The sequence below is a fragment of the Sporolactobacillus shoreicorticis genome (assembly GCF_024125445.1).
Classification (GTDB): domain Bacteria; phylum Bacillota; class Bacilli; order Bacillales; family Sporolactobacillaceae; genus Sporolactobacillus; species Sporolactobacillus shoreicorticis.
Window position 1 is genome coordinate 40,120 of sequence record NZ_JAMXWM010000013.1, and the last position, 22,450, is coordinate 62,569.

Consider the following 22,450-nt stretch of genomic DNA (forward strand, 5'->3'; position numbering starts at 1 on the left):
TTTCAGCCGCTCCAAAACCCGACCGGCTACTCCATTTGGACAACCGATTTGCGGTAGTCGGAAGGCGTTGTGCCCATAATTGATTTAAATGCGGCCGAGAACTTGCTGGCATTGCCGTAACCCGACTGCAGCGCGATGGATGTGACACTGTCTTTTGTCTTATGAAGTTTAACGGCTGCGGCTTTCATTCGGTACTGCTTCATATAAGCATGAATCGACATACCGAATACACCTTTAAAGCATTTAGTCATCGATGTGACCGGCATTTGAAAACGATCAGAAAGTGCTTCAAGTGTATAATGGTGTTCAGGGTTTCGTGTCATCAGTTTCATAATGGCTTTAATCTTCTTAACCTGCAGTCGATCAAAATACGAACGTTCTTCCACTTTAGAAGGAAACTCCCAAGCACTCAATAAAAGCAACATTTCCATAACCTTGACTTTAAAAAAAGGAATTTTAATTTCATCCGGGACAGCGTAAAGTTCGGAAAAGATGTGCTCGATGCGTCGTCCGGCTCGAATGATAAACGGTTGCTTGTCTTGGCAAAACTTTGCTCTTAAAGCGTTAAAATCGACAGCAAACCCATCCAGTATATTGCGCAGCGACTCAGATGCCTTTTCTGTACAGATTGATACCGTCAATCCGCGATAAGCATGCAATGGAAATTGGTACCTTCCTTCATGCTGAGCGCGCGCATTCAGCTGAAGGTCACCTGCTTCCATATAAAGACAACCGTTGCCACGCACCTCCCACTCAAGCCGGCCTTCCTGGCAATGATCGATACAGAAAACAGGTACCTGAGTCTTGAAATAGGACATACAGTGCTCAATTTGGAAGTCGCTAAAAAGCAAATTCACGCCCGGAAAAACCTCATAAACGGTCATTAAACCTTCTCCTGTATCCGCATGAAGCCTGTAAACAGAACAAACACGATCACAAGCGACACGCGACACATTCCGTCCCAAATAAAAAGAATTTTCCAAATTCATTCCAAACACCTTCACAAAACCCATTTTTATCTTACAAAGCCTTGCCGTACCAAGAACAGTCGGAAAATGCGCCATTTTTATAGAAACCGTTCGCTTTCCACCTCTTAATAAACATAACGGATTGATACTGCTTAACACAAAAACAGACTACTTTTCCGATCACAGCCGCCATCCAATAGTTGATAATAGTTCTCATTATCATTAAATTTAAAAGATACCTCTTTGTTTGTCAAGATACGGTGATGACATGATGCGTCACTATTTTCTCGGAACCTTGGCCCTGCTTACGTGAGTTGGCGAGCTTCCAGGTAAAAAGGTTCATCATGAACACGCCTTGAAGAGACTGATTCTTTGCTTGACTTGATCATCCGCCTGCCGAACAAGTCTCTGTCGGTGGTAGCCTAGTCATGACATTTGTGGTAAGTAGGCGTTGATTCCTTTTTCACTTTAACCGAGCATTTTGAACGTTTAGAGCGTCTGATCATAGGCATTCAGTTCACGTTCATTCGCCCCGTCCCTAGCCCGTTCACTATTAATAAAGCAACATGTCTGCTTGTAGATCTGTAAAATAATCTTCAAAAACTTTACCCATCTATATCCTCCTAATTTTTTATCTTTTCTGATTATACCGTTAGCTCATTATATGTGACCGTTTTTGTAGAAGCGCAGCAGGCAAGGAGGCGATTGAACAATTCGCCCCGAAAGTTTCGACGGTTGAATCGATAACAGAATTCATCCAGATAGGCCTGAAGATGTTTTTTGTCCAAGCCATGAAACGTACCCCCGATAGAGGCCTTAGCATTAGAAATAATCGTGTGCAACCAGTGCAAACAGAGATTCCGTACAAAAGGATCCAGTGCCAGAACGCAACCAATTCGAAAGAAAGTTTGACAAAACCTTAGACAAATAAAAATTGTTGAAGTTACGCAGTGATCGCTATTTAGAGGTGCCTTATTGATTAATAGATGACCACGTTTGTATTGTACCTCTTGAACCGTCAGCTGCTAGCTGAGGTCCCCAACTTGCAGTACTATTTAATGAATAAATACCCCAATCATTAGGGCTTACTATCGGTCCCCCGCTCATTCCTGAAGTAACATATGCGTTATGAGTAATTGTACTATATTCAATTTTATTTATGGTACCTAAACTTCTGTACATGTAATAGTAATAAGATCCGTTTGATTCGAAAGATTTGTCACCTGGATATCCAATTGAGTATATGTTACCATTAGCATTTACACTTGTATGAATCGATAAGTGGTTAGGAAAATCAGTATCTGTATTTAAATTAATTACAGCATAGTCAAAAGCAACATCCAAATAATAGACGCTTTCTGGATCTGGAGGATTGGCACTTTGCCATCCACCCGAAACATATGCTTCTGTCGTAGCTTCGCCGCCATATGGTAAATCGGTGCCATTTTCTGCTGGATATACATACCATGCATCATAGAATTTATTATTATACGTGTCATAAACACAATGAGCTGCAGTAACAACTGTATTATGGTCAACAAACCAACCAGTACAACTATATCCATTTGTTCCATCAGTAAAGTCTATTTATGCTATGGCATTATAGGGAAATGATGTTGTTGGATTAACACGTACTCTATTATCTGTTGCAAGTGTTTGAAAAAGATTTGATTTAATTTGATCATGTGAAGATTTGAAAGGTGTACTAGCAATATTAGATTTAATTAAACGTCCTTGAGAGCTGATTGAATATTGATGCAGTGAAGATGATGTTTTTTTTAATTTGGTTAATTCTGAGGAACTTAACTGTTTCACAGGATGATCGATGTCCTTAGCATATTTTAATAATCTTTTAAGACGGTCCCCCTTAATTTCGGGCATAGTAATCTTTTGCCGATTATTGATCACAGTTTTTTCTTTCGCTTGTGCTGTAGGTGGATTTGTGTAGAATACTAATAATAGCAAAGCTACCACAGAAAAAAATAAAAACAATCTTTTCACTATCAAATAAATCATCCCCTAGTAATCTTATTTAAATTATATTATCATAAAATTATGAAGTGAGTGATTATTATGAGCAAAATAATTACAATATTGTTTATATTCGTTTTGCTATTGGGTTGTCAAAATATCAATGAGGATAAACCTATTAATCAAGCAAAGAAATCTAAGGTTAAAATTACCATTGAGGTTAGATATGACCACACTAAATATAATCAGTATGTAGTTCGCATTCTTCGAGAACATCAAGATAAGGATGATGGTTATTTACCCATGGGGAAGTATTTCATTGAATCTAAAACTAAATTCGGCTTAGAGTTAGATAAAGGTGTAAAATATACAATTAAAATTTCCCCGATTTCTAGTAGGGACATTAAAAATTTAATGGATAAAAAAATCGATAATTCAGGATTTTTAAATGACATATCTAATAAAGAATCCTTTGAAATTACAAAATCTATAGTTCCAAGTTTTAAGCATAATAGATTGAAATTCATAATAAAATAATTATTGGGTTTATTTTACATGAGGATAAAAATTAATAATGAGGTAATATAAAACATTAAATGGGGTGATATAATGAAAAAAAATATACTATATTGATTTCTTCGATTTTTCTTTTAATTGCTATAATTATCGTATCATTTTTGACATATAAAACGCATGAATCAACAAAACCTCTTAATACGAAAATGAGCAATAAGAGTGCAAAATTAACAATAAATCTTGACAATGAGCCGCATATTGGAAACGATAATGCCCCTAATATTATGATTGAATTTGGTGATTATAGATGTCCTTGGTGTAAAAAATTTTAGGAAAACGTATTTCCGCGACTTAAGAAAAAATATATAGATACCGGCTTAGTAAAATTCTATTACATAAATTTCACAGTATTAGGCCAAAATTCCGAATACGCAGCGAATGCCGCAAAAGCTATTTACACTCAAAATAAAAATGAATTCTGGTCTTTTCATGATGCCCTTTACAAAGCACAAAAAAATGAGAAAGAAGAATGGGTAACTAAAGATTTGCTTTTACGTTTGGCAAACAAGACTGTTCATAACTTAAATGATCAATCTTTTGAAAAAGCAATTGATAATAATATTTATGAGAAAATATTAAATAAAGAAAATAAAATTAACCTAAGTATCGGTATTCGCGAAACCCCAACACTTGTGATAAATGGAGAAACACTTGCTAATCCACAGTCATTAATAAAAATAGATCAAATGATTAATCCAAATCTTAAATAGGGGTCACTGCGTAACCCTGAAAATTTTGTTTATCTCATGATCAGTTTGTTTCTTGGCGTATGATCTGTATTTTGAACGTCCAAAAGAGAACATCGGAAAAGACGACAAAAAAGGTTCTGACTCTTTTGCACAAATTAAGTCCCAAAATAGCCAGCTCAATTTCCAATTCTGAGGTTTCCTTAAGCCGTGAACACAGACGTTCTAACCCATGAAAGGTTTTGAGTGTGCTAAACTTACTTTCAACTTGGTTGCGTTCACAGCTATCCTGATACTGAATCTTTTTATCTGGTCGAGGTCTTGAACGTCGAGCACTGTTTGCGCACGTTTTTTATCCGCGGCGTCCAGTGCCTGATCCACCTCATGGCTGGAGAAGACGTTGATCGGTACCAGGTCGGAAATACTGCTCAAGATTTTGGAAATGTCCACCCGCTGTTCTCTAACCATTTCCTTGGCGCGCGCATCCCCCATGGATAAATCTTCATTCAGAAAGGGCACTTGAATCTGCGTGTCGCCACCCAAATTTTTCTCCTCAATCGTGCCGGAAACGCCTTGGTAGTAGGCAATTTTTTTGTCAATCAGCCGTAACCAGGCGTCAACCACATTTACTTGCGCGGCATAGAATTGTTTGATCGCCTCTGCGCCTTTCCCCTGAAAATCAGAGCCGAGTCCTGAGATTTGCCCGAACGCGTGTCGCAAGGTGTGGAATTGATTGCGCAGCGTTCGATAGTGTGCGGCGCCGCGATCAGCGATTCAGCTTCATACGTTTGCGTATCGGTGGCTGAACCGGAACCGCCGCTTAGATTTGCTCTCATTTAATCGCCTCATCCTGTCGTTGCAGAAGCGCAACGTTCGCCTGCGTATCGGCAATGTTTTTTTGTACACCGGCGAGGTAGGCGGATAAAAGCTGTTCCATCATCTGCTCACCCTCCTGATAGGCGGCGGTCGCGGCGAGACGATTCCGTCCGCAGGAGACGGCTTGGAGCGGCACCACCCCTTGACGCGCCTGCTCTGCCGCCGCAATACGTCCTTCTGTCACATGTGTATTCAGTTCAATTTGGACCATTAGAACAACCGCCCTTTAATTTCGGTTAACTTGTGCTCCAAGGCGTCCGCTGCCTTTTCCCCTTGGTGAACGAGGGCACCGGCTTCGTGCGCCATCGCGCACGTTCCGGCGAGAAAATCGCGTTTCATCTGCAACTCATGGATTTTCGTCTTGATGCTCTGCTGATAACTGTCCACACTGGTTGTTAATTTCACGTGCAGTTTATCCTGAGCGGCATCACGTTTCTTTTGGAACGTGCGCGCCTTGGATCCGGTCCAATCCGAGCCAAGTTCCGGCCTGGTCAGAATGCGCAATGCATGCATCCCTGCCGCTTGTTCCTGACCCAGCTTGCGATTTGATCGCCTCAACCGGTCGATTTGATCGTCCACCGCCGCCGACTGATGGGCGAGTGTACGGAAAATCGCGTTTAGTGTTGCCGATGCGCCCATAAGACGCGCCTCCTTTCTTGACCCTAGCTCTGAATACACAGGGTATTTAAAGTAACGAGTAAAATAAGTGGAGATTTTCCGGTTATCTGCATCATGACGCTTGTTTCACAGGTAAATAAGGGTAATTTTTCCGCTTATGTCCTGCAAAACCAGCCATTTTCACGTTTTTCGATTGAATAAGCGGAGTTTCTCCGTCTATTTAGGCTATTTTTTCATTCATTTTCTAATTAAGCGGAATTTTTCCGTTTATTTCTCAGACTTGGCGCTTACCTGATCGCCCAATCGAATCTTATGACCTTATCGTCGTACCAGCAAAGCAAAACGCTGTAAAAAAACCGGACTCCACCTAGAGCCCGGTCCTTTTGTTTGTATCGCGTTAAGCGTTAATCTGTCCGGCAATCTGGTTGTCGGTATCCTCAAGGATCGTCGCGCTCTTCGCTAACTGATGATTCACGTCTTCTAGGAGCTGCTGCATCTGTTGAAACGATGGGCGAAGCCGTCCATATTGATCCTTGAACGCGCGGCTGGACGCCCCTTCCCAAACCTGAGCCAGCTGATTAATCATTCCATCGAGCCTGCCGATCAATTCGCCTGTGTTTGATGATTCCTGACCGTATTTCGCCGCGTAGCTGCGCAACTCTTCCGGAGTTAATCGAATTTGTCCTGCCATGAGTAAAAAACCTCCTTGTTTTGTCGCATGCTTTAGGCACGCATGGTGAACCTTCACCGAATCGAACGAAAAGAGCCTTCATGAATCGTCATTCGTCAATTATATGGAACCGCCTTAAGGCGGTTTTCCGCTTCGTCAGATTATGCTTGAAAGAAAAATGAAGAAAATCTTGAGGTGTTTCGTGTAATGGATCTCACCGGAGCTGTTTTTCTTGCTTGACCCTATCATACAAAATGTGACGGTTTCTTGAACACGGCCAAAACTCCTGAATTAGCAGTGAATTTTCATCAAGCAAAGCGTATTCGACCTATTTCGGCAAAAAACACCGTGTCTTTTTTACTAGTCGAAAAAAACGCATATCAAATAGAGGTTCAGCAACTTAAAATCGCATCAATTACAGACTGCCTTGACGCTAACTAAGGCATAACCCAATAATTTCTGGACATAATGAACCAAGAAAAAGAATGAGATATGAGGTATATCAAATGAAAAAAGAGGAAACACAAGTTGGCGATCATGTCTATGTCATTTGCCGAAATCCGCACACAGCAACTGCCACATTGATTCAGGAAGCAGAAATAGTTGAGAATCCGAATAAAAAAGAGGACAAGGTGTTATCCCTAAATGACATGTACTATGAATTTGCCGAGGACGACGCAGTATTCCCAACAGTCGAAGACGCGAAACGCGTGTACAAACAGATCTATGATGAAGATTAAGGAGATGTGTGGCACTCATGGTAAAACCCTTTGTTCCCCAGCTTGTCTACATTGAACCTCGCGCGTTGGACTACCCTCTTGGTCAAACGCTAAAGGACAAATTTGAAAACATGGGGATTGAGATTCGTGAAACGACTTCACATAATCAAGTACGTCATCTTCCGGGGAATAATGATTTTCAAAAATACCGCAACGCCAAATCAACATTAGTCGTTGGTGTGAGAAAAACCTTAGACTTCCAAAGCTCCAAACCTTCAGCTGAATATGCTATTCCGCTTGCCACCGGCTGCATGGGGCACTGTCATTACTGCTACCTGCAAACCACCATGGGCTCGAAGCCGTATATCAGAACCTACGTCAACGTCGATGAGATTCTCGAACGCGCCGATCAGTACATGGCCGAACGTTCGCCTGAGATCACACGATTTGAAGCGGCCTGCACCTCGGACATCGTCGGCATCGATCATTTGACCCATTCATTAAAAAAGGCAATCGAATTCTTTGGTGAGCGCGATTTCGGTGAACTGCGTTTTGTGACAAAATTCGCTCATGTGGATCATTTATTGGACGCGCGACACAATGGACGAACCCGATTTCGTTTCAGCCTCAATGACGCGTACGTGATCAAATTTTTCGAGGCAGGAACATCCCGCCTCGTTGAACGGATTGAAGCAGCGAGAAAAGTATCCGATGCCGGTTATCCGCTCGGATTTATTATTGCGCCAATCTATATCCACGACGGCTGGCAGGAAGGCTACCGCCATCTGTTTGAGACACTGCACGACCGGCTTCCGGTGAAAACGGCTGTCCCGATCACATTCGAACTCATCCAGCATCGTTTCACCGGTCCGGCTAAACGTGTGATTGAAAAAAATTATCCGAATTCAAAACTGGTTATGAACAAAGAAGAACGCCGCTACAAATGGGGCCGCTACGGAATTGGCAAATACATCTATCAAAAAGAAGATGAGGCACTTCTGCAAGAAACAATTGAAGGCTATATCCATCACTATTTTCCGGATGCTGTGGTGGCGTATTTCACGTAAAAAAGCACATGCCCCGTACGCTTTTCACGATGCCCTGTGCTTTTTATACTTTGCGCGTTTTTTAGGTGATCCAATCAAAGCTTTTATCGAGATGCGCAGCTCATCACTTAGCTGCTTTCTTTTTAACAAACGACCTGATGAAGCTGTTTAGTTCTGACGCTGCCTTTGTTGGAATTTGGTGTTTAACATTTTGAATCCATTTCAGTTCGTTATTTGGCAGGTTTTCATGCAGTATTTTTGCATAACGAAAAAATCCGCGGTCTTGACTTCCAAAAACCAGTAATATCGGCAGTTGAATCTGATCCAATTGACGGGTACAGGTGTAGGACAGACAGTATTGATAATACTCGGCCACATTTTTCCCCGATCCTTGTCGCTCTTCCCGCAGCATTTTCCAGAATGAAGAACGTGTCGCCATATTTGTCCCAGCAATATAAAAGCCTAAAATGGAGAGTGCTTTCAGGCGGGCAAGCGTCGCTGCCAGAACCAGTTTGCTTTTTAATGACCGGTCGCTGACTTCAGACAGGCCGCTGACCAAGATTCCGCCCAATGCTCGGTTCTGATACTTCAAGAAAAATTCCAGTGCGATTGATCCACCGGTTGAATAGCCGCAGATATAGGCCTTATGAATATTCAGATGATCAAGCAAATGCAGCATATCATCCGCGATGAGCGGGTAAGTTAAGGACTCATCCGTTGCTGAACTTCTTCCATGACCGCGTATATCAAAAGTAATGACTTGATAATCCTTAGATAGTTCCTTCATTTGATTTAAGAAATTTAAATGAGTCAGTAAAGGGGGATGGACAAAGAGAATCGGTATTCCGCGTCCTTGAACATTGTAGTAGAGTTGGCAATCATCTACTTTGAAATAGGGCATCTTCGGTCACCTCAGAGCAATGAATTGCACCTATTTTCCCCAAAACTTTTTGTTTTTATCCAAAATATTTTTTAGTCGATAGGAATGATGCGCCGTGGACACGGCAGACTAGGAGCGAAAGGAAGTGATTAAATGAAGCCGCCATTATGTATCATTATTCATGGATTCGCCGGAAATCCATGGGAGGTAGAACCGCTGGCACGCGCACTTGAACACTCCGGATATGAAGTCACCACCCCGCTTTTGCCCGGTCACGATCGGAATAAAAAACAAATGAAAAAAATCACTGTTCCAGATTGGCTGCACGCGATTGAAAAGATTGTTATACGAGCAAAAGACGACAAGAAAGAGATTCATCTGATCGGTTTTTCAATGGGTGCGATGATCGCCTCGATTACAGCTTCCCAGTATCCGATCTCTTCTCTTGTTCTGCTTTCTCCCTCCGTTTATGTGCTGACCCCTCATATCTTCAAAATGAGATTAAAAAAATTTCGTCAGCGAAAGAAAATGAAGCCAAATGAGTACGACCCGGTGCTACTCAACCATTCGCAACTAACTCAAAAGATCCCGATTGCCAATATCTTTCAGTTTCATAAAGTTGTCAGACAGGCAAAACAAATTTTTCACACCATTCATGTTCCGATCTGTATCATTCACGGTAAATGTGATGAAACGATTGATCCGAAAAGTGCTGAACTGATTTTTCGCGTGGCTGCTTCGCAAGAAAAAGAGCTGCACTATCTGCCGTGCGCCAGGCATCACATATGTCACGGTGCCGAAGCGGAAAAGGTCATCCGATTTGTGACAGCATTTCTAAACAAGCATTGAACTTTATAATCCCCATTGCATTTTGCTTATTAGAAAACTTGACTTTGCCAAACCCTGACAAAGGCGAAGCCTTAGTTGCACTTCACTAGATTTCTCCAAATTTCTATACCTTCTTATTTGTGTAAGAAAAACCGGGTAAAAAGCGCCCGGTTCTTACTTCCGCAGGAGGCCGCGGCTTTCGCGTTGCGTGCAGGACGTACTTTCACAGGACGTGATGGCTTTCGCTCCAAATGCGGTTTTGAATCATCAACCTTGAACAGACATTTTTATTTCATAAATCACTTTGGTTCTTCATTAAGTAACGAAGTAAAATAAGCGGAGATTTTCCGGTTATATGCATCATAGCGCTTGTTTCACGGGTAAATAAGGGTAATTTTTCCGCTTATTCAAAGAAAGGTCCTCCATTTTCACGTTTTTCGATTTGATAAACGGAATTTCTCCGTCTATTTAAGCGATTTTTTCATTCATTTTCGAATTAAGCGGAATTTTTCCGGTTATTTCTCAGATTGGGTGCTTACCTGATCCGCCCAACTGAATCCTATGACCTTATCGTTGTATCAACAGGCCAAATACTAAACTTTCTCATCTTGTTAGAAAACCTGGCTTCGCTAGACTCCGGCGGGTCATGAATGTTTCTTGGCGTAAAAAAAAGCAGGGCCGATTGCTCAGCATCCTGCCTTTTTGCCCGCTCTATTCTACTTATTATTCTCTTACGCTTTTCTCGCGTTTTTATTCACAATTGATTTTGAATTGAAATAGGTGACAATAAAATAGGCGAGATAAATGACAAGCAGGATCGGAATCACAACATAAGCGGTTTTCCATATACTCTCGCTGCTGCTAATCGCTTCATTCTGCGCGTCCATCGCCTTCAAACCGACAAAGGCATGGATCATCGCGACGCTGAGCGGAATGAAAAAGTAGATGGCGATCTGCGTGAACAATGCCTGATGTATTATTTTGCGGCTGGCGCCGAGCTGCTTGAGAACACTATAACGATGAACATTATCCGCAGACTCCGCAAGCTGCTGCAAAGCCAGAATCGCGCAACCGGCAATCAGAAAGATTAAACCAAGATAGAGAATGGCAAAATTGACCATTAGATTGTTTCCCAAAATCGTATCTGCGATAAAAGCACGGGTCAGGACTCTCGTTTCTGCTGTCGGCTCCTCAAGAGCTTTTGTTTTTTTCTGCAGATCTGCCAGTTGTTTCGTTTTGTTTCCTTCAAAATTAAAATTAATGATGGAATAAAAAGGCTTCATGCCGAGTACTTCATGATCCGGAACGACAACGCCGAGTGCGTATGAAGTACTGACCGAATTCTCTATCGTGGTCTGCTGCACCCTGCCTTTATTCCAAAAAGTTATTTTCTTTAAAGAGCTTGGCGGATTGAGCTGCTTCACAACGCCAAGGTCAGGAGTAATCAGCTTCCACTGATGGGCGGTTAAGTGAATCGGACGCTTTCCCTGCACACGCATCAGCTGATTATAGTCAGACAGCTTCATCGCCGGTATTGGTGCGTGGGTATCATAAAGTTGATCCATTGACTTTCTTTGACTTTGATTCGTATAGGGAAGAAAGTCGCTTAATTTAAGAGGCGAGCCGTACAGCATAAAGGCATTCAAGTGCCTTGAATAATCGTCAGGATTAATCCGTTTTTGCTCAAGCTGCTGCTTAAGTCCATCTAATGTCCCTTTTCCTCTTATACTCACATCAAAAGCGGCAACCTGGTCGGTTGCCGCATTTAAACTTTTACTCAGGTTCACACCGATTGCAAGACCGGTGATCGAGAAAAACAGAAGCAATGTGACAAGCGAGATGGAAATCCATGCCGTATTCATTTTGCTGCTGATTTGACGCATGACAAACATATTCAAATGCCTGAAATACACATTTTTACTTATGCTCATGAACTTGAGCGCGAACCCGGCCAGTGAGAGAAAGAACAGAAACGTGCCGATCATCCCGAATAAAATCGCGTAGCCCATTTCCTTTGATACCGTATGCAACCCGTAATAGTTGATCAGCCAGTAGCCGCGCCCGATCAGAGTCACGCTGCATGCAAGCACAATTAAGTAACAATAAGACGGCCAATGTCTGATCCGCTGATTCTTACGTTCTCCGCGAATCAACTCAATCACGCGGTAACGCCCAATCACGACCGTATTGAAAATCATGACGCAAAGAAACATAGCGGCAAAATAAAGAATCGTTTTAATACCCGCTGCAGTAGAGAAAATAAAACGAATCGAGACTTGCAGATTACCAAGAGCCAGGCGCTGAATCAATGCCGCAAATCCTTGCGAGAGGAAAACGCCGACAATCAAACCAATGATAAGCGAGACAAGACCGATCACACAAGTTTCCAGAAACAAAAGCCCGGAAACCTTGCGTCTGCTCATACCAAGTGTTAAATAAATCCCCATCTCCTTTTTTCTTCGTCGAATTAAATAATTGTTGGCATATATAAGCAGAAACCCAAGAATCAACGAAATAAAAATGGACAAGAAAGTCATCACCATGTTGATCGCTTTGGCTATATCCGCGTTTTTCAAATGCATGACCCGGCCTAAAGCATCTTTTTGCGAAAGTGCGTTAAACACATAAAAAAGGCTGACGGCAACAATAATGGTCAGAAAGTAGACCGCATAGTCCTTATAACTGCGTTTCACGTTGCGCAGTGAAAGTTTAGCGAACATGCTCTGCGTCCCCTTCCATGACCGTTGTCACTTCAACAATACGATCGAAGAAATCCTTTCGGGAGTCATCACCGCGAACGAGTTCATGGAACAATTGTCCATCTTTGATAAATAAAATCCGCCGCGCATAGCTTGCCGTCACCAAATCATGAGTGACCATCACGATGGTTGCTTTCAGTTCTTCGTTCATTTTTGTCATGTGTTCAAGCAGCAGTCGCGATGATTTCGAATCAAGCGCTCCGGTCGGTTCATCGGCAAGAACAAGCGAGGGCTCGGTCACAATCGCGCGAGCAGCAGCAGCGCGTTGGTTCTGTCCGCCTGATAATTCATAAGGAAACTTATTGAGGCAGCTCTCAATCCCGAGAAGATGCGCGATCTTGTGAATCTTCGAATCAAATTCAGAGTGCTTGATGCCTTGAATCGTAAAAGCGAGCGCAATATTTTCATAAATGGTCAAGGTGTCCAGTAAATTATAATCTTGAAAAATAAACCCTAGGTTCTCCCTACGAAAGGCAGCTAATTTTCCCCCTTTTAAATGAGTGATGTCCTGTCCTGAAATGAGAATGTGACCACTGGTTACGGTATCGAGCGTGGAAATGCAGTTCAGCAGCGTCGTCTTACCACTCCCGGACGGTCCCATGATGCCGACAAATTCGCCTTCCGATACGGTTAGCGAAAGATCATCAATCGCTTTGGTTAAATTTCGCTTATTTCCGTAATATTTTTCAATATGTGTGACTTCAAGTACATGGGCCATTTTCTATCCAACTCCCCTCATCTGATGCGTTCAGTATGGCAGGAAATCTGAGGCCGTTCCATCGAACTCGCGATCATAAACGAACAAAACTGTTCGTTTTCTCCAACAGAAAACATCGCGTTATTCATAGGGATTACGCTGCGGGATCATGACAATGGCTGTGGTACCCACACCTTTTTTCGAATCAATCACGAGGCTAAAACCTAATTTTTCACAAAGTTTATCTGCCAAATACAAACCCATGCCGGTCGATTTCCCATTCATCCGTCCGTTCTCTCCGGTGAACCCTTTTTCAAAAACGCGCTCTAGATCACGTTCCGAAATGCCCGAACCATTATCAATGACCCGCAAAGCGACAAAATTTTTGCGGTGTATTGATTCAATTCGTATCCGTGGATCACTGCCGATCCTATATTTAATCGCATTGGTCAGCAACTGCCCCAAAATAAACATCAGCCATTTCGGATCGACGGCAACCTGCTCATCAAGCGGTCCACAGTCCAAATGAACATGCGCGCTGATAAATGCATGACGGTGTTTTTGAACCGTCTGCTTCACAAGCACGTCAAGCCCGCAAGTTCGGATGACATAGTCGTAAGCCACGTCACTGCTGCGCGCATAATAAAGAACCTGTTCAAGCAGCCGTTCAATTTTCTCAAGTTCATCGCGCACGCTGTCTGCGGCCGGTGATCGATTATTTTCAAGAATCAGTTGACTTGACGCAAGCGGCGTTTTCACCTCATGCAGCCACAGCTCGATGTATTCTTTATAATCCTTCATTGTGAATTTGTAACGATTTATCGCTTCGATCATCGCTTTATCAGTCATTTTCACAAGATCATACAAAGCCTCACCCTCCGCAAAATCCGGACGCTCAATAACCTCGGCAATCAAATACTTCTGGTCGAGCTGTTCGAACTGCCGTGTGACCTCTCTGAAAAAATGCCGTCTCTTCCGGTAATCGAAAACAAGGCATAGCAAAACAGCCGCAAGCCCCATGACCGCGACCAACGCATAAATCCAGAAATTAATCTCAAAAAGCGCAAACACACCGCCGAACAGAGTAAACGAAAATAGAAGAGACAGAAGAAGCGGCAGACGTTCTTTTAAATAATCGCTGAGCACGATCATAGCCGATATCCGACTCCTCGTTTGGTTTGAATGCTCGGTTCTGCGTGAATCTCGCTCATTTTTCTTCGTAACCGATTGACATTAACCGTCAGCGTATTGTCGTCCAAGAATTGATGGTTGTTCCATAAATCATCCATCAGCTGTTCACGCGTAACAATCTTCCCCCGCTCCCGCAAGAGACAGGCAGCGATCCGATATTCATTCTTGGACAATTCGCAGGATCGCTCTCCGCAAATCAGCAGCATTTTGTTGGCATCAAGCGAGAAATTCCCATAATTCAGAACAGAGGTCTGCACGCCATCTTGCCTCACCCTTCCGGCCAATGACGCGACGCGTGCCAACAGAATCTGCGTATTAAACGGTTTCGTCACAAAATCATCGGCTCCCAGATTCATGCTCATCAGCTCGTCCATCTCCGCATTTCTGCTGGTCACAATAATAATTCCCATTTTCGATTGCTTTCTAATGGAACGGCATATGTAAAAGCCGTCATAATAAGGCAAATTAATGTCCAACAGAAGGATGTCCGGTTTGGCAGAGAGTACCTCATCCACAACATGATCAAACTGCGTTGCGCAGGCGACTACATAACCGTACCGCTCAAAGAAAAGTCGCAGTTCATCACGAATTTTTTCATCATCTTCAACAATCATTAGTTTTGTCATGCGGTCACCGCCTCTTTCGTTCCTTGTTTATTAGTAAACGCCATCTAAAAAAACACTCGGTTCCAGTTTGTCCGATACAAATTCTGATACCGTGGCGTGGTCTTTCCTACATCCATAGTGCCATTTACAATAATCAGCTTTTTCATTGTGCTCTCCTTATAATTACTTTTCAGCAACAAATATCGCCGCGCTTCGATATCGTTTATGCAGTTTGACACAACTAAATCCTGCCAGTCTCAACAAGTTCATTTGATTTCCAACGGTACATGGTGTATCAAAGTGATAAAATCCTTTAGTGATGCCTTGCTTCGCTTTAAGTCGTTTGCTTTCTGCATAGTAAAAGTCTTCGTCTTTCTGAGCGTTGGCAATATAATCCGTTTCAACATAGTAGCCATCAGCCAGTAAGCAATCGTGTAGTTTAGCGTATAGAGTAACTTTTTCTTCATGTGTAAAGTGGTGCATCGTCTGAACGGAAAGTGCAATATCGAACTTTTCCGTCCCAAAATCAACATCAAAATAGGAACCTTTAATCAAGTTAAGATGATTTGATTTTTCTTTATGCTTCAACATCAAACGTTCAAGCATTTTTGACGATAGGTCAATGCCCGTGACAAACACATTCTCATTAATCTTGAAAATTTCATCAAGTTCCAGCCCGGTACCACAACCCAAGTCCAGTAATTTAAGATTTTTCTTTGCTGGAATCAAGCTTGCTGTTTCGGCGTAAAATTGGAGAGAATCAGTTACATCATCGCGCATATGTTGCTCATAATTATCAACACGTTTATCAAAGAAACTGCTCATATCTTCCAAACGTTCACTCATTGTTTTTCCCCCTCTATGACTAACGAAAATCGCTGAAACGCATTGTTCATCAATTCAACGACCTTTTCATAGGGTAAATCAACAGCATTAGCGACAATTTGCGTTGCAATTCCGTGTGAGTAGAGCCATACATCTCTGAATAAGCAACGGGTTTGTTCCATGTTTAATCCAGTAACATTTTTCGCATTTAGAATAGAAGGCTGATTCCATTCTGCGCGCAGTATGTCGTCGATGCTTTTTCCTGCACAGGTTTTATCCATAAAAAGAGTATTAAAAATGTGCTTCTCTTGCCGAGCAAATTCAATATACGCGATACTTTGTGTCAAGAGCCTGTTTTGTTGGCTCATTCTGCCCTCCATATAGGAATTATAATAATTGTTCAGTTCCTCAATTACATCCTCTTTCAAATCATTCATATTCTGATAAATGCGAAACAAAGGCTTTGTTGAACAATTTAAACTGCGCGCAAGACTTCTTGCATTAAGACTTTCCATACCGCCGGTTCTAACTAATTTCACGGCGGCCGACAAAATATCTTTTTTATTAATTATTGGCATCGGTGGCACACAATCGCCCCTTTGGTAACATATGTTGCGTAACGTATGTTACCAAAATAATACACTAAACGTTTATTGTCAATCTCAAATTTACATATGATTTTTTGCATTTGTAAATTTAGTATCTGACAAAATCATGATCTTTCGGTTCTACTTCATAAAGAGACCTTTACCTATCAAGTGAATGTTTCATTTCAAGTTTTTCATCTGATCGTTGACCTTAATACATTTATTTATTTTTTTGTGAGCCAAACGGACTGTTGTGTTGACTAAATCATCCTGTACTTTAATACGAGGAGATGGGAAGTTCAAAATATGCTCAAGTGAGTGGCAGCCATGCCTCTGCGGAAGATGCCCAGACAAGCCTTAATATATAGCACAGGCTTTTAAAAGGCAAAAATAATCACTGTTGTAAAACAATTCATCAGACTAAGTCCCTGCACGGACCCTCTGACATGTCACGGTTCGTCCAAATACACAACGAGACTAATTGATCATTAATCATAAATTATTTTTTGCTTTGGTTGCTTTAATTAAATAGGTTGACAGCCACGGTCCCGTCCACCAACCGATCCATCCAGTATTTTGACGACTTAGATTTTTAAATGAGAGGGATTGAAGTGTCCGCATGTATTCCTTAGTTTTACTAATATCAGCAATGATTAATGTTCCTCCAGGTTTCAACACTCTCGTTGCTTCACGAAGTGCATCGTCTCTTCCTTCTTTGCTTTTTATATTATGTATTGCTAAGCTGCTAAAGATAAAGTCAAAGCTTTCCTCTTGCAAGGGAAGCTCCGTCATGTCTGCTGTTATTAGTTGAATTTTATTTGATACATTTTCTATCAATGCATTCTTTTCCGTTGCATGCATATCATTGCCGGATTGGTCGACTTTCCGCCACAAATCAACCCCTACGGCTTCCCCGCTGCCTCCAAGAAATTTGGCAGCTTTGATTAAAACAGCACCATGCCCACATCCCAAATCCAATATTCTTGCATTTTCGGGTAGTTTTAACTCCGCAAAAACATTGCTCCAAATTAAGAATTTTCCCCGTAAGGAGGTGTGCAGGTGGAAGCCTCCACCACTCAGCATAAATAATGCATAGATCAAAATCCAGTATCCTGATTTTTGATCGTGAATCAACTCAATAACTGATATACATAGAGCGCTACAACCAACTAAAACATATAATATAGGAACCATAGGTGCATCAATTCCATAATTAGTTCGATGTTGCTTCAATTGCCATCACCCCTTTAAATTTTATCTGTATAAAAACGTATAGCCCGTCTCCATTTTAATAGTTTGAACAGCAAAGCATGCTGAACAATCTTTAAATAATGAATCAAATTCTTATTCGACGCACCTTCTGACAAAGTAATAGTTTTATTGTCCGCATCCATTAGTGCCTTAGTTCCGATTGGGAGTACTGTATTGGAACAATTGTGTCAGTCATCCGTCAAGATCCAAGCTTGTTAAAAACTCACGAACATCTTTCTCGTAGCCGTAACGTTGGTTGATTTCTTTTAAAAAGTCTTTGTCATGTGTGTGCGTTTTGCCGGTTTCCAGTTGTTCTTTGTACAAAGTGAGGTAAGGAATAGTATGCCGTTTTGCTTCTTGCAGTTCTTTGTTTACGTCATAGCCGACTTTTCTGAAGCTGACTTGCGCCACACCTTGTTCATCAATTTCAAAAATGGCATACTGCGCGCGCCGATCACAGCGGTGTTTCGCCCACTTAAAATAGGGTTGGCCCACAGAACCCGGATTGATAATTAACTGATCTTCGCTGCTGTAACGCAACATCTGGTGGTGTACATGAGCATAAATGGCAACATCACTTTGAGGTTGTGTAAAAAGGCGATCAAAATTTTGCTGCGTTTGATCAGGTACCAAATCACCGCCATAATTTTTATCCGGCAAGTTATGCGCAATGCTGATGTTCAGCCCATTGATTGTCTTCGTTGCATGTAAAGGCAGACGCTTGATCATTTCTATTTGCGCGTTATTTAAAGTTTCGCATTGGTATTGAGCAAGACGCGCGATATAAATATCAGAGGAATCATTGAGGTCAACTTCCCCCGCAAGTGCTTCGAGAAGGCAGTCTTCCCAGTTGCCTTTTACATAAACGGAAACATTGATGCTTTTCAGCAGTGCCAATAGATCGGCCGAACCTGGTCCGGGCATGATGAGGTCGCCTAAAAACCAATAGTCAGTGACCTTCTCAAGAATGGAGTCTTCAATGACCGCTTTTAATGCGGTTGTATTCCCATGTACATCAGCAAACAAAGCTATTTTATGATTCACGCTCCCTCCACCTCTCTTACCATTATTCCCGATCCCCGACACTGGGCATGTCAAATGCTTTTTTGGTCGTTGATAAGCGTTTGCCATTAAGCGCGACTTCTTTCAGAACGGATTGGTCTCTCACATACAATGTGATCTGTGTTGCTTTGCTTCCCGCATAGATGAGATTCTTTGAGGTATAAAGGTTTAAGGATAGGATGCTTGAATTCGGCCGCAATTGTTCAAATTCGTTCTTAACGAATGAAGGGACAGAACCGGTAATGGAAACATAGTCGTACGGTTTCGAACTTTTTCGAATTGCTACATGATAATCGATTTTTGCTTCTGTTAGTTTAAACGATTGAAGATGATTCTTAACCCGTATTTGTTGATTCACTTTGGCTAATATATCAAACGATGTGAAGATCTTAATAATAAGGATGGCTGCTAAAACACATACAAGGCCGACAATAATGAAACGTTTTTTCATGATTCATAATCTCTTTTCCGCCCACTATATTTTTTTATCCACTGCTCTAATTCGGCTTTAAAATCTCTTTTTGTTCATCATTTTAAAAATACTTTTTTTAGATTGTATTTTTTGATGAATCTTCTAAACTTCAGGTCACTTAGCAGCTTCCTGTCGTATTGGTGTTTAAATCATTCCTCGCCCTCAAGATATTCAAAATTTGACTGAATTCCAATCTGGTGAGTAAACAAAAAGTCCAAAAATGGAAATGAGGTCAAATAAATTGATGATGAACATCTCCGCCAGTTATTTTACATCCATTCGTTAACAATGTTTTAATATCAAACACCATTATAGTTCGACGAACGATCGGACACGACAGCGCGTTGAATATATTTGGCACATCAGCCATGGTCATCCTCTATAGTCTATTTCAATAATATCGATTATCTTTACTTATATCAAAACAAAGCAAAGGAATAATATTAACAATTGGTTCTTCGTAGGGGTGAATGGCTTTAATGATCATCAGGGCAGCATCAATCTGCTGAAGCCGGCATCTGAATTCCATTTTACATTCCGTCCCCTCAGATAAAGTACCAGCTTCTCCATCATAGGGATCCGAGCCTTCAAGCGTTCGCCAGTAACCTTTAACTTCTGAATATGAGATAACGTTGTCATATTTCCCCACTGTAAGAATACCGGCTTCGTTTAATCGATTCCTAAGTGAAGCAATATAACGTTCGGGAATCAGCACTTCAATTTTGTATGTGTTGCATTCCATTTTCTCTGCCCCCTTTATTCACTGAAAAAGTACCTTCTGATTCATTCTTTAAGTGCGATAATAACCGCTGCATGGATTTCTATTTTCTGGTCAAGATGGCCCAAATTATGTTCAAGCTTTTCGCTGTTTCTTTCAGTCTGAGGATAGAGTCAATCCACACTCTATCTTTCTCCGTGAACTGTCTCTGATTGCTCGTATTTCTGCCCAGATGAATGATTTTTCTTTTTCATAATAACGAAGGGTATCGATGCTTATACCCGTTAATTTGGAAAACCCGCCAATTGAGTAAACCAGGAGCGTCCCTCGTGATGCCTTGACATGGAGTGAGCTCCAGCTGCTACACTTTTATTGTAGCAAAAAAGGAGATGGAAAAATTGGAAAAAAGTCGTTATGAAGCAGGTTTAGAAAAGTTAAATGAAGTAGACGGAAAAACAGGCGATCGGGTTGTCCAATCGTTGAAGGACATTGCGCCTGATCTGGGACGGTTTATTATCGAATTTGCCTTTGGCGATATTTATACCCGTCCCGAGTTGGATCTAAGGCAGCGTGAATTGATCACACTGAGCAGTCTTGCCTCGATTGGCGGTACGGAAAATCAACTGCGCGTACACATCAATGGCGCATTGAATGTAGGCGTCACCACAAAAGAGATCTCCGAAGCTTTCATCCAATGTGTTCCTTATGTTGGATTTCCAAGGGCACTGAATGCCGTTGCCGTCGCAAAGGAAGTCTTCAAAGAAAGAAATTTGATTTAAGCAAGACTCCGGCAATTTACTTTGGTAAATTGCTTTTTTTGAGTTGCTTAAATAATATAGGGCAGTAATTCCTTTATTTTCATGATTTTTGTCGCAGAGAGCATAACATCTGTCTCAATATTTTCGTGGTTGACAAAATAAATGAACGCTCTGCATCGCCCGCATGGAGGCAAAATCTTTCCCTTTCGCCCGACCGCAACAATTTTTGCAATTCGCGATTCTTCATGGGTAATCATTTGCGCGATGGCTGCGTGCTCTGCACAAAATCCGAGGCTGCAGGCGGTGTCAATACAGACACCAACATAGACGTTTCCTTTAACGAGCGCACTGGCAACTGAAGCGACCTGGCAGTCTTCAGACAGTGCTCTGGGATTCACCTTTTCCTCCGCTAATCGCTTTAATTCGCTGAAATCCATTTGCCGTCCCTCCATTCCCTACGGTGCTTCACGCAATTTCAAGCTTAAATCATCAATTGCTTGAATCGTCATCATGGGTGCATAATCCGAATTCCTCGGCTGCTGCAGGCAAGCCATCCCTTGCAGAACACGGATTGTTTTCATCCCAAGTTTATTCGCCGGATAAATATCAAAATCCAGCCGATCACCGACCATGTATGCTTCATTCGGCATGCTGCCGGCCCGTTCCAGAGCATAGGTAAAGATGCGCAGATCCGGCTTTTTGACACTAAGTTCAGAGGATAAGGCAAAAACAGAAAAATACCGATGAATGTTCAGCTTTTTCATCCGCTCCTGTGCGTCCTCGGATTGATTCGCGATGATCCCCAAATTAAAGTTTGCGGATAAATCGCTTAATACCTCGATCACATTTGGATACAAAAACTCTTGCTCCGGCAAATAGACAACCTTACTCCGCACAAATTCATACTGCTCTTTCGTTTGTACCAATGAAGGTAGAACATCGTTTACCGTGTGTTGATACGACCTGCACGCATTCTCTCTCAGATGACGGATATGCTCGGCTGAGCAAGGAAAGCCCAATGCGGAAAGTGCGTCGCTCATTACATGGACAATCGATTCTTCCTGCGCACTTTCATCAATTAAAGTAGAACCCAGATCGAAGAAAATCCATCTTTTTGTTTTCATGACACATCATCCCGTCAAATAAAATTATCTACGAAAATACATTCCAGCTCATCTGAAGTCACGATTTGAAATCCGCAGTTCTTCAGTACCTTAATCGATCCGACATTTGTTTTGAGCACGCGAGCGGTAACACCTTTACAGTTTGGATTTAAACGTGCCCATTCCGCTAACGTATTCACCGCTTCAGTCATCAGTCCTCTTTTCCTAAAGTTTAGCGACATGCCGTAGCCAATTTCTGAGTATCCTTTTTTATTGGGAAATCCTTTAAAACCAACGAAACCAATTCCTTTATCTACAGTTTTGTCAATTATTGCCCAATACGTGTACCATGGATGCAGCTTTTCGCTGATTCGTTTCATCTTGCGAATCTTTTTGCTGATTGCCGCCTGAAATGATTCTGACATGGTTTCAGAGTCAAACGAGATCTCAATCGTATCCGAATCGTTGCTGTTGATTTGCGTGAGTTCACGGATTGATAAAGGGTATAAAAACAAACGGTTTGACTGCAATTGCGGTTCGTTCAATTTAATTCCTCCACATCCCCTTACCGAATGTAAATAAAG

The 22,450-nt window shown here is 41.8% G+C and carries 29 protein-coding genes and 2 pseudogenes; 6 read left to right on the forward strand and 25 right to left on the reverse strand.

Annotation, left to right across the window (positions count from 1 at the left end; genetic code table 11):
* Nucleotides 1-26: 26 nt before the first annotated feature.
* The 4 genes and pseudogenes from NIE88_RS11880 to NIE88_RS11895 form a co-directional block, all read right to left on the reverse strand.
* Nucleotides 27-989: a helix-turn-helix domain-containing protein gene (locus NIE88_RS11880; RefSeq protein WP_253062374.1), complete on the reverse strand. Its 963-nt coding sequence runs from the start codon at nucleotides 987-989 to the stop codon at nucleotides 27-29.
* A gap of 623 nt (nucleotides 990-1,612) precedes the next feature.
* A pseudogene (locus tag NIE88_RS11885) lies at nucleotides 1,613-1,819 on the reverse strand (transposase); the annotation flags it as partial.
* 121 nt (nucleotides 1,820-1,940) lie between these two features.
* A complete protein-coding gene (locus NIE88_RS11890; RefSeq protein WP_253062482.1) occupies nucleotides 1,941-2,555 on the reverse strand; it encodes a trypsin-like serine peptidase in 615 nt (204 codons plus the stop codon).
* Nucleotides 2,556-2,975 carry a hypothetical protein gene (locus NIE88_RS11895; RefSeq protein ID WP_253062376.1) on the reverse strand — a complete coding sequence of 140 codons (420 nt, stop codon included), beginning with the start codon at nucleotides 2,973-2,975 and terminating at the stop codon, nucleotides 2,556-2,558.
* Nucleotides 2,976-3,041: 66 nt separating this feature from the next.
* Here NIE88_RS11895 and NIE88_RS11900 point away from each other — a divergent pair, with 66 nt between their 5' ends.
* Both NIE88_RS11900 and NIE88_RS11905 read left to right on the forward strand, forming a co-directional pair.
* Nucleotides 3,042-3,476, forward strand: a complete 435-nt coding sequence (locus NIE88_RS11900) for a hypothetical protein (protein ID WP_253062377.1) — start codon at nucleotides 3,042-3,044, stop codon at nucleotides 3,474-3,476.
* 185 nt (nucleotides 3,477-3,661) lie between these two features.
* Nucleotides 3,662-4,225, forward strand: a pseudogene (locus NIE88_RS11905) (DsbA family protein).
* A gap of 40 nt (nucleotides 4,226-4,265) precedes the next feature.
* Here NIE88_RS11905 and NIE88_RS22810 read toward each other — a convergent pair.
* The 6 genes from NIE88_RS22810 to NIE88_RS11930 all read right to left on the reverse strand — a co-directional run bounded on the left by NIE88_RS22810 (nucleotide 4,266) and on the right by NIE88_RS11930 (nucleotide 6,386).
* Nucleotides 4,266-4,502, reverse strand: coding sequence for a hypothetical protein (locus NIE88_RS22810; RefSeq protein WP_373689432.1), 237 nt, complete (start codon nucleotides 4,500-4,502; stop codon nucleotides 4,266-4,268).
* Nucleotides 4,427-4,921: a T7SS effector LXG polymorphic toxin gene (locus tag NIE88_RS11910; protein ID WP_253062378.1), complete on the reverse strand. Its 495-nt coding sequence runs from the start codon at nucleotides 4,919-4,921 to the stop codon at nucleotides 4,427-4,429. Before NIE88_RS11910 ends, NIE88_RS22810 begins: the two co-directional genes overlap by 76 nt.
* The gene (locus tag NIE88_RS11915; RefSeq protein WP_253062483.1) at nucleotides 4,828-5,037 is read right to left on the reverse strand and encodes a hypothetical protein; all 210 of its coding nucleotides are present in this window, start codon (nucleotides 5,035-5,037) and stop codon (nucleotides 4,828-4,830) included. Before NIE88_RS11915 ends, NIE88_RS11910 begins: the two co-directional genes overlap by 94 nt.
* Complete coding sequence (locus NIE88_RS11920; protein WP_253062379.1) at nucleotides 5,034-5,288, reverse strand: DUF5344 family protein; 255 nt, start codon at nucleotides 5,286-5,288, stop codon at nucleotides 5,034-5,036. Before NIE88_RS11920 ends, NIE88_RS11915 begins: the two co-directional genes overlap by 4 nt.
* Nucleotides 5,288-5,716 (reverse strand): hypothetical protein, encoded by a 429-nt coding sequence (locus NIE88_RS11925; RefSeq protein ID WP_253062380.1) that lies wholly within the window; start codon nucleotides 5,714-5,716, stop codon nucleotides 5,288-5,290. Before NIE88_RS11925 ends, NIE88_RS11920 begins: the two co-directional genes overlap by 1 nt.
* Before the next feature lie 376 nt (nucleotides 5,717-6,092).
* Entirely contained in the window at nucleotides 6,093-6,386 is a 294-nt protein-coding gene (locus NIE88_RS11930; protein ID WP_253062381.1) for a WXG100 family type VII secretion target, read from the reverse strand.
* Nucleotides 6,387-6,871: 485 nt separating this feature from the next.
* Between NIE88_RS11930 and NIE88_RS11935 the strand changes: the two genes are divergently transcribed.
* Nucleotides 6,872-7,105: a transcriptional regulator SplA domain-containing protein gene (locus tag NIE88_RS11935; RefSeq protein WP_253062382.1), complete on the forward strand. Its 234-nt coding sequence runs from the start codon at nucleotides 6,872-6,874 to the stop codon at nucleotides 7,103-7,105.
* Between the two features lie 17 nt (nucleotides 7,106-7,122).
* Nucleotides 7,123-8,151, forward strand: coding sequence for a spore photoproduct lyase (gene splB / locus NIE88_RS11940; RefSeq protein ID WP_253062383.1), 1,029 nt, complete (start codon nucleotides 7,123-7,125; stop codon nucleotides 8,149-8,151).
* Nucleotides 8,152-8,254: 103 nt separating this feature from the next.
* Here splB and NIE88_RS11945 read toward each other — a convergent pair whose 3' ends face one another.
* Nucleotides 8,255-9,031, reverse strand: coding sequence for an alpha/beta fold hydrolase (locus tag NIE88_RS11945; RefSeq protein ID WP_253062384.1), 777 nt, complete (start codon nucleotides 9,029-9,031; stop codon nucleotides 8,255-8,257).
* Nucleotides 9,032-9,163: 132 nt separating this feature from the next.
* Here NIE88_RS11945 and NIE88_RS11950 point away from each other — a divergent pair, with 132 nt between their 5' ends.
* The gene (locus tag NIE88_RS11950) at nucleotides 9,164-9,859 is read left to right on the forward strand and encodes an alpha/beta hydrolase (RefSeq protein ID WP_253062385.1); all 696 of its coding nucleotides are present in this window, start codon (nucleotides 9,164-9,166) and stop codon (nucleotides 9,857-9,859) included.
* Between the two features lie 710 nt (nucleotides 9,860-10,569).
* Here NIE88_RS11950 and NIE88_RS11955 read toward each other — a convergent pair.
* From NIE88_RS11955 to NIE88_RS22815, 11 genes are all read right to left on the reverse strand, one after another.
* Nucleotides 10,570-12,558 (reverse strand): ABC transporter permease, encoded by a 1,989-nt coding sequence (locus NIE88_RS11955; RefSeq protein ID WP_253062387.1) that lies wholly within the window; start codon nucleotides 12,556-12,558, stop codon nucleotides 10,570-10,572.
* On the reverse strand, nucleotides 12,548-13,315 hold the full coding sequence (locus tag NIE88_RS11960; protein WP_253062389.1) for an ABC transporter ATP-binding protein: 768 nt from the start codon (nucleotides 13,313-13,315) through the stop codon (nucleotides 12,548-12,550). The genes NIE88_RS11955 and NIE88_RS11960 overlap by 11 nt, the downstream gene beginning before the upstream one ends.
* A gap of 120 nt (nucleotides 13,316-13,435) precedes the next feature.
* Complete coding sequence (locus NIE88_RS11965; protein ID WP_253062391.1) at nucleotides 13,436-14,446, reverse strand: sensor histidine kinase; 1,011 nt, start codon at nucleotides 14,444-14,446, stop codon at nucleotides 13,436-13,438.
* Nucleotides 14,443-15,111: a response regulator transcription factor gene (locus tag NIE88_RS11970; protein ID WP_253062393.1), complete on the reverse strand. Its 669-nt coding sequence runs from the start codon at nucleotides 15,109-15,111 to the stop codon at nucleotides 14,443-14,445. The genes NIE88_RS11965 and NIE88_RS11970 overlap by 4 nt, the downstream gene beginning before the upstream one ends.
* A gap of 162 nt (nucleotides 15,112-15,273) precedes the next feature.
* Complete coding sequence (locus NIE88_RS11975; RefSeq protein ID WP_253062395.1) at nucleotides 15,274-15,936, reverse strand: class I SAM-dependent methyltransferase; 663 nt, start codon at nucleotides 15,934-15,936, stop codon at nucleotides 15,274-15,276.
* Nucleotides 15,933-16,502, reverse strand: coding sequence for a TetR/AcrR family transcriptional regulator (locus tag NIE88_RS11980; RefSeq protein ID WP_253062397.1), 570 nt, complete (start codon nucleotides 16,500-16,502; stop codon nucleotides 15,933-15,935). Before NIE88_RS11980 ends, NIE88_RS11975 begins: the two co-directional genes overlap by 4 nt.
* Before the next feature lie 492 nt (nucleotides 16,503-16,994).
* On the reverse strand, nucleotides 16,995-17,735 hold the full coding sequence (locus NIE88_RS11985; protein ID WP_253062398.1) for a class I SAM-dependent methyltransferase: 741 nt from the start codon (nucleotides 17,733-17,735) through the stop codon (nucleotides 16,995-16,997).
* A gap of 210 nt (nucleotides 17,736-17,945) precedes the next feature.
* Nucleotides 17,946-18,797 carry a metallophosphoesterase family protein gene (locus NIE88_RS11990; RefSeq protein ID WP_253062399.1) on the reverse strand — a complete coding sequence of 284 codons (852 nt, stop codon included), beginning with the start codon at nucleotides 18,795-18,797 and terminating at the stop codon, nucleotides 17,946-17,948.
* A 22-nt stretch (nucleotides 18,798-18,819) separates the two neighbouring features.
* Entirely contained in the window at nucleotides 18,820-19,266 is a 447-nt protein-coding gene (locus NIE88_RS11995; protein WP_253062400.1) for a hypothetical protein, read from the reverse strand.
* A 412-nt stretch (nucleotides 19,267-19,678) separates the two neighbouring features.
* Nucleotides 19,679-20,029: a YqfO family protein gene (locus tag NIE88_RS12000; protein WP_253062401.1), complete on the reverse strand. Its 351-nt coding sequence runs from the start codon at nucleotides 20,027-20,029 to the stop codon at nucleotides 19,679-19,681.
* 132 nt (nucleotides 20,030-20,161) lie between these two features.
* Nucleotides 20,162-20,323, reverse strand: coding sequence for a MerR family DNA-binding transcriptional regulator (locus NIE88_RS22815; RefSeq protein WP_373689434.1), 162 nt, complete (start codon nucleotides 20,321-20,323; stop codon nucleotides 20,162-20,164).
* Nucleotides 20,324-20,403: 80 nt separating this feature from the next.
* Here NIE88_RS22815 and NIE88_RS12005 point away from each other — a divergent pair, with 80 nt between their 5' ends.
* On the forward strand, nucleotides 20,404-20,784 hold the full coding sequence (locus NIE88_RS12005; RefSeq protein ID WP_253062402.1) for a carboxymuconolactone decarboxylase family protein: 381 nt from the start codon (nucleotides 20,404-20,406) through the stop codon (nucleotides 20,782-20,784).
* Nucleotides 20,785-20,831: 47 nt separating this feature from the next.
* Here NIE88_RS12005 and NIE88_RS12010 read toward each other — a convergent pair whose 3' ends face one another.
* The 3 genes from NIE88_RS12010 to NIE88_RS12020 are packed head-to-tail and all read right to left on the reverse strand — an operon-like array spanning nucleotide 20,832 to nucleotide 22,411.
* On the reverse strand, nucleotides 20,832-21,200 hold the full coding sequence (locus NIE88_RS12010) for a cytidine deaminase family protein (RefSeq protein WP_253062403.1): 369 nt from the start codon (nucleotides 21,198-21,200) through the stop codon (nucleotides 20,832-20,834).
* A gap of 18 nt (nucleotides 21,201-21,218) precedes the next feature.
* Nucleotides 21,219-21,887, reverse strand: coding sequence for an HAD family hydrolase (locus NIE88_RS12015; protein WP_253062404.1), 669 nt, complete (start codon nucleotides 21,885-21,887; stop codon nucleotides 21,219-21,221).
* A gap of 14 nt (nucleotides 21,888-21,901) precedes the next feature.
* Nucleotides 21,902-22,411, reverse strand: a complete 510-nt coding sequence (locus NIE88_RS12020) for a GNAT family N-acetyltransferase (protein ID WP_253062405.1) — start codon at nucleotides 22,409-22,411, stop codon at nucleotides 21,902-21,904.
* Nucleotides 22,412-22,450: the final 39 nt, after the last annotated feature.